This window comes from bacterium (genome assembly GCA_040755795.1).
Lineage (GTDB): Bacteria > UBA9089 > CG2-30-40-21 > CG2-30-40-21 > SBAY01 > JBFLXS01.
On the sequence record JBFLXS010000085.1, the window covers coordinates 1 to 12,544 of the forward strand.

General features: G+C 36.7%; 9 protein-coding genes. 2 read left to right on the plus strand and 7 right to left on the minus strand.

The window, feature by feature from the left end; all coding sequences use genetic code 11:
- Positions 1 to 123: 123 nt before the first annotated feature.
- Both AB1414_07590 and rny read right to left on the minus strand, forming a co-directional pair.
- Entirely contained in the window at positions 124 to 912 is a 789-nt protein-coding gene (locus AB1414_07590; protein MEW6607303.1) for a TIGR00282 family metallophosphoesterase, read from the minus strand.
- 61 nt (positions 913 to 973) lie between these two features.
- On the minus strand, positions 974 to 2,515 hold the full coding sequence (rny, locus tag AB1414_07595) for a ribonuclease Y (GenBank protein MEW6607304.1): 1,542 nt from the start codon (positions 2,513 to 2,515) through the stop codon (positions 974 to 976).
- A gap of 289 nt (positions 2,516 to 2,804) precedes the next feature.
- Here rny and AB1414_07600 point away from each other — a divergent pair, with 289 nt between their 5' ends.
- Both AB1414_07600 and AB1414_07605 read left to right on the plus strand, forming a co-directional pair.
- Positions 2,805 to 4,343: a PQQ-binding-like beta-propeller repeat protein gene (locus AB1414_07600; GenBank protein MEW6607305.1), complete on the plus strand. Its 1,539-nt coding sequence runs from the start codon at positions 2,805 to 2,807 to the stop codon at positions 4,341 to 4,343.
- A 277-nt stretch (positions 4,344 to 4,620) separates the two neighbouring features.
- The gene (locus AB1414_07605; protein ID MEW6607306.1) at positions 4,621 to 5,475 is read left to right on the plus strand and encodes a hypothetical protein; all 855 of its coding nucleotides are present in this window, start codon (positions 4,621 to 4,623) and stop codon (positions 5,473 to 5,475) included.
- Between the two features lie 510 nt (positions 5,476 to 5,985).
- Here AB1414_07605 and AB1414_07610 read toward each other — a convergent pair.
- The 5 genes from AB1414_07610 to cbpA form a co-directional block, all read right to left on the minus strand.
- Positions 5,986 to 7,071: a precorrin-8X methylmutase gene (locus AB1414_07610; protein MEW6607307.1), complete on the minus strand. Its 1,086-nt coding sequence runs from the start codon at positions 7,069 to 7,071 to the stop codon at positions 5,986 to 5,988.
- Positions 7,072 to 7,446: 375 nt separating this feature from the next.
- Positions 7,447 to 8,094 (minus strand): diphthine--ammonia ligase, encoded by a 648-nt coding sequence (locus AB1414_07615; protein ID MEW6607308.1) that lies wholly within the window; start codon positions 8,092 to 8,094, stop codon positions 7,447 to 7,449.
- Positions 8,087 to 9,580, minus strand: a complete 1,494-nt coding sequence (locus AB1414_07620; protein MEW6607309.1) for a cobyric acid synthase — start codon at positions 9,578 to 9,580, stop codon at positions 8,087 to 8,089. The genes AB1414_07615 and AB1414_07620 overlap by 8 nt, the downstream gene beginning before the upstream one ends.
- Before the next feature lie 9 nt (positions 9,581 to 9,589).
- Positions 9,590 to 10,960 carry a peptide-modifying radical SAM enzyme CbpB gene (cbpB, locus tag AB1414_07625; protein MEW6607310.1) on the minus strand — a complete coding sequence of 457 codons (1,371 nt, stop codon included), beginning with the start codon at positions 10,958 to 10,960 and terminating at the stop codon, positions 9,590 to 9,592.
- A gap of 441 nt (positions 10,961 to 11,401) precedes the next feature.
- Positions 11,402 to 11,506 (minus strand): modified peptide precursor CbpA, encoded by a 105-nt coding sequence (cbpA, locus tag AB1414_07630; GenBank protein ID MEW6607311.1) that lies wholly within the window; start codon positions 11,504 to 11,506, stop codon positions 11,402 to 11,404.
- Between the last annotated feature and the right edge of the window lie 1,038 nt (positions 11,507 to 12,544).

Here is a 12,544-nt window from a genome sequence, read left to right on the forward strand (position 1 = left end):
TGTTGTTTGTGTCATAAGTTTGTCCTCCTTATTTTAGTTAGTTAATACTTTTTGTATAGTATACCATAAAATCTTTCGCAGGTCAAACTTGACACTTTATCATATCATCTCTGCGGTGAACAGTTACGAATTTTCTTCCTCAAGAAATTGTTGTATTCTGATAATACTTTTTGCTTTGCCCGTAGAGGTATCAATTTCAACGAGGACGCCGCCAATTTGACCTATACCTTTAGCCACTTCGAATCTTAATGGTATTTGAGTCAGGAATTTTTTTAAAACTATTTCCTTTTTTATACCAATAATTGAATCTCGAGGACCAGTCATTCCGGCATCAGTAATATATGCGGTTCCTTCAGGCAATATTCTTTCATCTGCGGTTTGAACATGGGTATGTGTGCCAATGACTGCACTTACCTTTCCGTCTAAATACCAGCCCATAGCTACTTTTTCCGAAGTAGCCTCAGCGTGCATATCTACAATTATGTTTTTTGTCTTTTCTCTTATTTTAGTAATTTCAGGTAGGACGACCCGGAATGGACAATCTAATTCATCAATGAAAACTCTTCCGGCTAAATTTATCACACATAACAGGTCATTTTGGACTTTATAAAGATTATATCCTCTTCCGGGAACTCCAGTGGGATAATTAAGGGGTCTTAAGATATTTTCATTTTCTATTATTTCATAGATTTCTTTTTTACTCCAGACATGGTTACCACTGGTTAGAACATCTACGCCCGCAGTAAAGACTTCATTTGCTGTTTTTTGAGTTAATCCAAATCCGCCAGCAAGATTTTCACCATTGGCTACACAGAGGTCAATTTGATATTCTTGTTTAATATTAGGTAATAATGCCTTAATTACCTGTCTTCCCTTTTTTCCGACAATATCACCTATAACTAAAACTCTCAAGATATATTTTGTTCCCTCCTTCGGGTAATCGGTAAAAGGTTTTTTCGTCACCGATTACTTTTTATTTTGCATAAACTACTTCACGAGTTTCTCTAATTATGGTTACTTTAACCTGACCAGGATATTCTAATTCTTCTTCAATCTTCTTAGCAATTTCTCTTCCCAGAGCAAATAATTCTGCTTCATCTACTTCGTTAGATGAGACGATAACCCGTAGTTCTCTACCTGCCCGGATTGCGTAAGATTTTTCTACACCACGAAAAGAATTAGCAATTTGTTCTAATTTTTCTAATCGGCGGATATAATTTTCCAGGCTTTCTTTTCGGACACCAGGTCTTGCGGCCGAGACAGCATCTGCGGCTTGAATTAAAACTGCTTCGACGGTTTTGGGTTCAATCTCTCCATGATGAGCGGCAATAGCGTGTATTATTTCAGGTGATTCACCATATTTACGGCATAAATCGGCGCCAATAGAAGCATGTGAACCTTCTACGGTAGAATCGATTGATTTGCCAAGGTCATGGAGTAATCCGGCTCGTTTAACTAAAGGGACATCTACATTTAGTTCTGCGGCCATAAGAGCGGCTAATTGAGCAACTTCGATACTGTGTTGTAAGACATTTTGACCAAAACTGGTACGGAATTTCAATTTACCCAGTAAATACAGCATTTCCTTGTTAAATCCATGAACACCGAGGTCAAAAGTAGCCTTCTCGCCTTCCTCTTTTAGTGATTGTTCTACATCCTTTTCTACTTTTGCAATTACCTCTTCAATTCTTGCGGGATGAATCCTTCCATCTGTAATCAATCGTTCTAATGAAACTTTAGCAATCTCCCTTTTTATTGGGTCAAAGCCCGAGAGTATAACTGCTTCTGGCGTATCATCGATAATCAAATCCACACCGGTCAAATTCTCGATGGTTCTTATATTCCGTCCTTCGCGACCAATTATTCTTCCTTTCATTTCATCACTTGGTAATGCAACTACAGAGACTGTAGTTTCAACTACCTGGTCAGCCGCACATCTTTGAATAGCCTGAGAAATTATCCATTTAGCCTTCTTTTCCGCAGTGTTCTTTGCCTCATCCTCTATCTCTTTTATCATTTTATTCGCTTCATGTCTAATCTCGCTTTCAATACTTTGAATCAACATCTTTTTGGCTTCATCACAACTTAATCCTGAAATACTTTCTAATTGTTTAATCTGGTTTGATTTTAACCTCTCTATTTCCTTTTTTTCCTGCTGAAGTATATCTTGGAGACTTTGGTTTTCTTTTTCTTTTCTCTCTAATTTACCCAATTTTTGTTCTAAACTTTCTTCTTTCTGTCTAAGTCTTGTCTCTAATTTTTCAAGTTCAAGTCGTCTGTTTCGAGTTTCCCGTTCAAATTCAGTCTTTTCCTTATACAACTCATCTTTTGCTTCAAGAAGTGCTTCTTTTTTTGCTCTTTGCGCATCTTCTTCTGCCTCAGCAAGTATCTGTCTACTTATTTCTTCAGCCGAAGAGGTTTTAACCTTTTCGAGATATTTACGGCCCAAATAACCCAAAATAGCACACAGTAGCCCTGTAATGAGGACAGGTATGATAATATTACCTTGCTCCACTATCTTTACACCCCCTTAAAATGGGTGATGTTCTATTGAAGTGTGTTTTTATGTCAAACCCCAGGAAGAAACAAAGGTGGGAAATTTGATTTGATAAATATTTTTATATTTTTTCCTGTAATGGTTTTATTTATATACATTTTGTTTATCTCCTAACACTTAATCGAACACTACCCGAAATTTTTAAAATTCAAGTAATTATATGATACATTATTTTTTAAAAATTGTCAACCTTTTTTATTGACTTAAATGATATATTTTATTAAAATATATATTAGAGGGTAGAAGAGTGAAGAATATATCGTTGGCAAAAAAAAATAATATTTTTATCCAGGCACTATCTCTATCATCTTTAATTTTATTTTTCTTGATGGGAATTATACTCCTGAATATTGATTTAAAAAGAATCTATCAATTGAAATCAGAAATGATAACAATCTGTGAACAGTCAGCCTCTAAAGGTGCTTTTTATCTTTTAGAAGGAATTCCCATGGTAAATTTGATTGTAAATCATTTTATTAAAAAAAGTGGTTTTGAGATAGATAATATTTTGATTAAAACAGAAGATTTGAAGATAGAAATCCTTTTAACTAAAAAAATAAGGCTTATCTCTGGAGTAATATTCGGTTTTAGTCACCAAAAGATAAATACACGGGCTGTCGCCTATCATCAACCTATGCAAAAAATATGGGAATTTGATACCAGGTCTCATATTCATTCTTCGCCTGTTATCCAGGAGGATATTTTATATTGCGGAGTGGCTTCAGGATTTATGTATGCACTTGATATAACGACGGGCAGAAGATTGTGGAGTTTCGATACATCTTCCGGCATCCTCTATGATAAAAATGGCGTGGCAGTAGAATATGAAAATTATAAACTTAATCGAGGTGGCTGTTGTATTCAATCTAATCCCATAATAAGTAATAATTGCCTTTACTTTACTGTACTTAATGCTGAAAACAATCCACAGAGATTTACCTATCTTTATAGATTAGATACTATGACTGGTTCTCCGCAATGGCTTTCGCCTACCTTGATTAGCGATGGCTATGGTCGAGAAGATTATATCTGGTGTAATTCTTCTCCAGTGATTTTCAAAGATACTTGTTATGTAGGCAGTGTGGAGGGAAAACTTTATGCCATAAATATTGACAGCGGTAAAATAATTGATAATTATTCTACTTCTGGCTCGATTATTTCATCACCATTGATTAAAGATGAAATTATTTACTTTGGCTCAAATGACGGTAAATTAAGGGCACTTAAGATACTCAGATCAGGAAAATTGGAATTAAAATGGGCATATCCCTGGACAGGCTCTTTAGAACCAATTAGATGCAAACCAACTATATTTGCCAACAAGGTATATTTCACCGCTGGAAAATATTATATCTATGCGGTAGATATTCAATCTGAGGAATTATCCTGGGCTTATGATACATCAGAGATAAATATTAGCCATTTTGATATTCTTTCTTCGCCAGTAATTCAAGTAACTTTTAACGGAGAAAAACTTATCCACTTTGGCACTGGAGAAGGTGTTGCAATTTGCTTAAAAGAAGATAATAATGAAGTTGAACTGAAATGGAGGCGAAATTTAGGAGTTAAAATAGAATCTTCCCCGGTTATCTCAGATGGGATAATTTATTATGGAGTTAAATCTGGTCAGGATAAAGGATGTTTATTTGCTTTAAGTTCGCTGGATGGCACTATCCTGCAAAAATATTACATTAAAAATAACCTTCGTTCAACGCCGACAATTCATAATCAGACTTTATATTTTGGTGGCTGTGATTCCTGTATTCAGGCAATTAAAATGGAATAATGGGAACGCAGATAAACGCAGATTTTCAAGATTTTTTAGTTACCAGGATACAATTAAACTTTTAGTTATTTAACACTACCGAGTAATTAATCTTTGTGTCTTTGTAGTATCATTTTAGTTTTTATTATCCTGATAATCTGCGAAAATCTGCGTCTTATTAACTTGACTGCCTACTGGTTACTTTTCTGGAGGTTATTATGAGGATGAAAAAGAAATACCTTTAATTCCAAATATAACCTATGGACTTCAACCTGAGGAAGATGAAGGTGAGTAAGGTATGATGTTAAATAAGATTTTAATAATAGTTGCCATTATCGTGGGTCTTTTTTTAGTCGGATTAATTACGGATGTCATCCGGCTACATTTGATAAAAAACAGAGTAGAAGGATATTTGGAGGAGATAATTAAAGAAGGGGCTATTTTAATCGATACACCCCGGGCGACTAATAAAAAGATAAAACAAATGGCAAAAAATTATGGTATTTTGTTAAATGATGAGGAAATAATTATCAGTCCCTCCCTAAATAAGATAACCATTAATAAATCCTTATCCATCAATACTTATTTTGCCTGGCTTGTTGGTAAGAAAACAATTACATTATTTCTCCAAAGACAGGCAGAGATTTTAAGAACGATTTGCCCTATTACTGAATTAGAAACTATTTCTCTGGGAATTATTCGACCTTCGGGGTTAAACTTTGGTTTTTTGTATAAACTTGCCAGACAGCCAGAAACGAATTTGTTGGAAGAAAAATTAGTCGGGCTGGATTTTGGGTCTGCATTTTCTAAAACACTTAAAGTAGGCAATATCTTTAACCTGCGTGAATTAAAAGGGAATGAATTGGAAGAATTAGTCAGTCTTTTTACTGGTGCTTGTAAAAGTGATTGTCGTATAAATAATTTCTCACCACAATGTCCTAAATTATTAAAAATACCGGTTGTCGAAATTTTTAAACCCATCCCTTCAATGGTCAAAGTAGTAGGGTTTGCTTGCTTTTTTATCGAAGAAGGGAATAACGAAGTAATCACAGGTTACTTTGTTGAACATTATCAGCCTGGTGTTTCAGATGATAGGGTTAGACACGATTTTGGTCTACGAACACGGAGTAAAATAGAGATTATAATAAAATAAAAGTAACCGTTCACCGCACAGACACAGAGACGCAGAGAAAAAAATAAAAAACTATTTACCATACACTTCATTCCATCCCTGATTTTCATCAGAGCAAGCTTTTAAGAACCGACATATCATGATTGATTAACAAATTTGGTTTTGATGTTTTATGTATTACCTAATCTTTTCTGTTATCTAATTTATTTCCATGTCTTCTCTGTTCCTCTGCGTCTCTGCGGTGAATTACTATCTGAACGCTTACCCTTTTTTTAACCGCAAAGAACGCAAAGAAATCGACCGCAAAGAACGCAAAGATTAAAGGTAAAAGGAATCATAGAAAATTCACGAAACTCCAGTCTAAGTAAAGTTTTGAATAATAAGTGCTATATTTTTAAACTCCGTTAGGAGTGATATATTTGTAGACTATGATAATCCTTAAAGAATTCAGCTCCGTAGGAGCGAAATGTTTAACTGCACAGGTGGAAAAATTCAGGGAGTGAAGTTTTGAGGATGATTTCCCAAATGTCACTAATTTCCTGCATAAATAGAGTCTATAGTCTTGTGTCTGATGTCCAGTGTCTGAATCACAGGAACGGTTACTGTATTTCCTTCTGCTATTTTTAAAAGGCTATTGACTATTGCCACTGCGACCGGACTTCCGCCTTTTCTTCCCACTGAGGTAATAAATGGATATTTCATATGCAGGAGCACCTCTTTTGACTCAACTGCCTTAACAAAGCCAACTGGCACACCAATAACAAGTCCAGGGGTGTAAATTCCAGCATGGATGAGTTTCATTGCCCGGTAGAGGGCTGTGGGCGCATTTCCAATGGCAATGATACCAATATTGTTATTTTTCTGTAATGCCATTTCTATTCCCATTTCTGCTTTTGTTTTATCTTCTGGTGTTTGGATTTTAGATTTTGAATTCGAAGAATGTTGCGAAGCAAAATTTTGGATTTTACAGATAACTCTTCCATGCCAGTTTTGAAGCAATCTCTTATTTATCCCTGCCTCAACCATCCTGACATCCACAAGAATATCTTTTCCCGCCTTTATTGCTCTTATTCCTGCCTCTACGGCTTCTGGGTGGAATCGTAGATTTTTAGCAAAATCAAAATCTGCACTGGCATGGATAACCCTTTTGACAATGGATAATTCAGGAGCACGGAAGTTTGTTTCACCCAGTTCTTCGCCAATTATCTCAATGCTTTTCTCCTCTATTTCATCAGATTTGAGTATTTTAACCTCACGGATATTCTTCTTTGTTCGTTCCAGGACGAGTCTGGCGATATTTTCATGCACGCCCAGAGGTTCTGTGAGGATAAACTCAATTTCGTTATATCTCTTTTTTGCCTCTGTAATCATTTCGGTTATATCTTCTTCAAAATGTCTTCCCTGATAGAGGAAATAAGGATGGACAATGATTTTTTTTGCGTTCTTCGAGATGCAGGTCTTGACAGCGTCAAAGAAATCAGGCCTCTGGAACTGTAAAAATGCTATCTCAACCAATGGTATCTTACCTATCTCCTTAACCATTTGAGCCATTTGAAGGAGTGTTTTATTGGTTTCGGATAACCTACTGCCATGTCCTAAAAGCAGGATTGCGTCCATTTCTTTAACCTCCTGATTCACTATAGAGACACAGAGACGCAGAGAAAAAATTAAAATCTATTGTAACTATTCAGCCACAGATGGACACAGATGAAACAGTGATTGTAACTATTCAGCATACCAAGCAAGTAGAAAGTAGGAAGTAGGAAGTAGGAAAGGGGGAAAATACTTCATACTATTTTACTCTTAAATGATGGCTTTTTTGCCATACTACAAGTTGTCTAAAATCATCTAACTTCTCATTCATTTTCTTTCCCTTTCCTACTTCCCTCCTCTCCTACTTTCCTACAGGCTGAATAGTTACTTTATTTCTATATCTTCTCTGTTGCTCTGCGTCTCTGCGGTGAATTACTATCTGAATGCTTACTAATTAGTTTATTTTGGAATTATCTCCAAAAACCAGCGATTGTCTTTAAAGGTAGTTTTACCCGGGGTAAATACTACCGGTTTTTTAAATATAGGTCCATCATAGACAAAGCTGTGATATTCGCCATTTTCGCCGCATAGGTCAATGTTCCCCAATGCCTTCAGTTCGTTGACAAACTGCTCATCTATCTCTCTACCCAACCATTCTTGTCCTATTTTGTTTGAGACAACCACGGCTCTAAAGCCAGCCTGCATAAATTCTGCAAGCATCTCCTCTCTATCTGCTTCCCACAAGGGAAATATTGGGGTTATCTCCTTTTCTCGACAGACCCGCTCAATCCAATCTCGATGTTCTACAACATCAATATCGCCAAATACACCTTGAGAAACACCCAGATTTTTAATCTCAGCTATCGCCTCCTTAAACCTTTGTTCATAGGTTTGTCGGCTGGTTTTCTTCTGAACAAGCGGGATACCGATTATCTCAGCCTGGAGTTTCAATACATTTGAACCAAGTCCGTGTGAACGAGAGGAGATACCATTTTCATCCGCCATATTTAAAAGATAGGTAACCTTAACTTCTTTGCTTGCCCTAACACAAGCCAATAAGCTATCCTTACCACCACTCCAGCAACAAAAAGCCTTTGTTTTAGCCATTATAGACACCAATTATTTCCTTTATAAATTCCATCTCAAGATTTTCTCGTAACAAATCAGCAAGTTTATCATATTCCTTATCTTGAGAAAATTCGCCCATCCCTTGTTTAATGGGCAACCCCTTTTTTTTTCTCAGCTCATTTAAGAAATTATGTCGAAATAAAGGATTATCAAAAAGTCCGTGAATATAGGTACCCCAGACATTACCCGCATAATTTACTGCTCCATCTTTAATATGCACTTTTTTGTCCCCGCGTTTGATAATTAAAAATAAATACGAGCCATTAATTTTAGTTAAACCATGATGGATTTCATAACCATTGATGAGGAGATTTCTGTTTAAATCTTTGGCTTGCACCTGATATGTGCTCTTTTCCTTATTAAATTGCGTCTCCATATCAAGCAATCCCAGTCCTTGGACACTCTTTTTACCTTCCACGCCAAAGGTATCACGGATATTGTTGCCAAGCATCTGATAGCCGCCGCAAATTCCTATGATAACATAACCTTGCTCTGCCTTTTGTTTTATTACATCAGCAATTCCTTTCTCATAAAGAAACTCTAAATCATTGCAGGTATTCTTACTTCCGGGTAAAATAATACAGTCTGCCTTTTTTATATCATTTATATCAACGCTATACTCAAAATCCACTTCTTCCTGTTCAAAGACATCAAAATCAGTAAAGTTAGAGATATGCGGTAGCCTGACCACAACTATCTTTATTGTGTTTTGTTTAACCTTGTTTTTTTTAGGCTGGTCAAAAAACAGGGAATCTTCTTGAGGCAATTTTATGTCATCATAATAAGGAACAACACCAACCACTTTTTTACCTGATTCTCTTTCCAGAAAACGCAGTCCATTTTTCAAAAGGGTTTTGTCACCTCTAAATTTATTAATGATAAAGCCTTTGACTAACTTTTTTTCGGACTCAGACAGAAGTTGTAATGTGCCCAGTAACCAGGCAAAAACACCACCTCGGTCAATATCGCCGACTAACAATACAGGCGATTTTATTAACCGAGCAATCCGCATATTGACAATATCGTATTTTTTTAGATTAATCTCTGCGGGTGAGCCTGCACCCTCTATGACCACAATATCAAATTCCTGCCTTAATCTATTCAGAGATTTTTTGACCTGAGTAAATACCTTTGATTTGTAGTTGTAATATTGAAAGGCAGACATATTTCCGATTGGCTTGCCATAAACAATGACCTGGGAGTTGACATTACTGGTCGGCTTAAGTAATACAGGATTCATATCAACTGTAGGTTTTAATCCACAGGCTTGTGCTTGCATTGCCTGAGCCCGACCGATTTCCAGACCATCTTGAGTAACAGCGGAATTAAGTGCCATATTTTGTGCCTTAAAAGGTGCTACCTTAAATCCTTCCTGAAGAAAGATTCGGCACAACCCTGCTACCAGAATACTCTTCCCTACACCTGAGCCCGTTCCACAAATTTGAATAGTTTTTGCCTTTTTCATTATTTTATTTTACACACTGGTTATATTCAAACTGGTTACCGTTCCTTTATCCCAGCTATCCCAGAGATAGGCATCCTCTTTGCCATCTGCAATCAAACGCATGGCATAACGCACCTGTTCCTCATAAAGTTCGCAGAATGCACCTCGAGTTTCCATCGCTCCATTCATCTGATATGCCTCTGCCGGACAGGGTGAACCGCAAAAATGTCTTATGGCACAGCGAGAACAGGGATTAATGTCTTCAATCTTTCGCTCGGTAACAAGTTTAAATGGTTTCGATGTCAGGACTTTATTAATATCGTTTTGAAAAAGATTACCACCTTTAAATTCCTTTAACCCAATAAACTCACTACAAGGAAATAAATCGCCGTTACTTGAAATGGCAAAAAAGCATCTTCCTCCGCCACAGGGTGAAATATCGCACATCAACCTTCGACCAGTTGGAGCAATAATTGCTACCAGAACATTAGCGAAGTTTGCAACCACAAGCCGTCTGCCAGTTTTTTTATAGAGTTGATATATTTTGTTTAATGCCTTGAGATAATCCTTTGCTAAGTCAAAGTCTGTGGGTTTAGACTTGCGGGCATCTGGTAGGGTGCAGCGCACCGGGTTTAGCATACAAACTGGAACTTCCAGATGATGTAAAAATTCAACTATTTTGGTCAGTGAGGACATATTTTCCTTTGTTACGGTGCAGATGACCGAATAATTTTCATAACCTCTGAGATGATTTATCGCCTTGATGACATTTTGAAAAACACCCCGTCCATCCCAGGTTTTACGCAATCTGTCAGCCACCTGTGCTGTGTGGCCATCAAGAGAAAGCCCAATACTTATCTGCCTTGAAGTCAACCACTCTATTTCTTCTTTTCCCAGCAATGTAGCGTTAGTCTGGATACCAAAGTGAAAATCATCTCTAAATCTATCAATAGCCAAAAATAGTGCTTTTTTATTAAGCAGTGGTTCAGCACCGTGAAAGACAATTTGTGCTTGCTGGTCTTTAAAATGAGCCTTTAAGATTTCAAGTGCACGCAAGACTCTCTCAGAAGACATTTGTTTGCCATTCTTCCGTAATCTTTCCGGAATGTAACAATACGAACAATTCAAATTACAGCGGTCAGTTAGATTAAAATAAACTGCAGAAGGTTTCAACCCAAACCTCAAAGCCTCCATTTCTTTAAGAAAAGATTGTTCTTTTTTACGGTATTCCTCCAAAGAAGATGTGTTAGTCAAAACCTTAACCAATTGACTTTTCTTAACTAACATCCAGAAGGCTGTATCCGCAGATACCAATCCGAGATAATCTTTATGTTTAATATCTATGGGCTGAAGTGAAATTCCATCACCTGTATTAAAATAAATTCCTCGCGAACTTACCATAATTTTATTTCCTCCATCTCCTAATATGTAACTGTTCACCGTAAGCGTTCAGCCACAGAGGCACAGAGTTCACAGAGAATTAAGGGAATTAACCACAAATGGATACGAATTATAGCACTTATTAATCGAAATTTGACATAGATATGGCTCTGAAATTCCAAATCACAAATTCCAAATTCCAAATAAATTCGAATGACCAAAATTCAAAACATTACCTCACATAGTTTGGTATTTATTACTTGAAATTTGGTGCTTATTTGAGATTTGGTGCTTGGGATTTGGGATTTTTTCCTTATCCACTGTGAGTAAAATTTTGACTAATAACTGTTATATTCCCTCTGTGTTCTCTGTGACTCTGTGGCTATATCCTGAACGGTTACTAATTTGGTAATCAGGTTATCGGTAACCAGTATTACCGATAACCGATTACCGGGTCGTTCATTACTTCTTATCGAGGAGAATGTAATGTGAAAGACCTGTGCCTTTAGCCTTACATTTTTTGCGAAAGGCAATAACTTTTTTGTCTTTGGCTTTTGGTTTTTCCACTCTTTACCACCTCCTTTTAAGAATGCTCCTGCATAAAATTGAGTGTTGATTTTATTACTCTTCAACAAAAAACCCAACCTTCGCCACGAAGAAGATTGGGTTAAAATCTTTCCTTTTTATTCCCTTTCCGCGAAGGCAGTTATCAAATGTAGGTAGTCGGCCGGACTCAATAATCAAAAGTCCGAACTCAGATTTATAAGGTTAAACCTTATTTTTCTGTCTTCTGTTTTTTATCTTTTGATTTTATTACCGTTGCGGGACAGTGCCTTGAATCTCACAAGGACTTCCTCTACCTACGCTGATTTTGTAACCGTTCAGGATATAGCCACAGAGTCACAGAGAACACAGAGTGAATATATAACTACGAATGAACACAAATACAAAAAAATTTGGAATAGGAGGCTTTAGCCTTGTTTCTGGCAAACCAAAAGGCGAACCTGAAGATTCGCATACATTTATGGGAAGAGGTTAATTCGTGTCCATTTGTGGCTAATTTCCTTAATTCTCTGTGAACTCTGTGCCTCTGTGGCTGAACGATTACTTTTATGTGTAGCAATTATAATAGCATATTTCTGCACAGTTTGTCAACATTATTTTTTTAGTAAAGAGGATGTTGAAAAAGTCTTCACATCCAACAAGGGATTAAGACTAATAAGTAATTATTCCTTGACAATTTCTTATCTACTCTCATTATGCAGGTTATAAAGATGATCAGAAGAAAACGCACTCTTTTTATGTCCCGGTTGAACTTGAATATCTTGGAGATAACGGATACAAAGCCTGGATGGATTTCAAGGAGATTGGAAGGAGAATTGGTGAAATTAACCGCAGATTACATTTTTTATTGTAAGCGGATTGAACGGATTGAGCGGAAAAAAATAAAAAAAATCCGCTCAATCTGCTAAATCCGCGTAACTATTCACCACGAAGGGCACGGAGAGCACGAAGTGAAATTTGATGAATTATCGAATAGAGTCATTGGATGCACTATAGCGGTGGATCGAACTCTTGAGCCATGTTTGTTTGAATTCAAGTGGA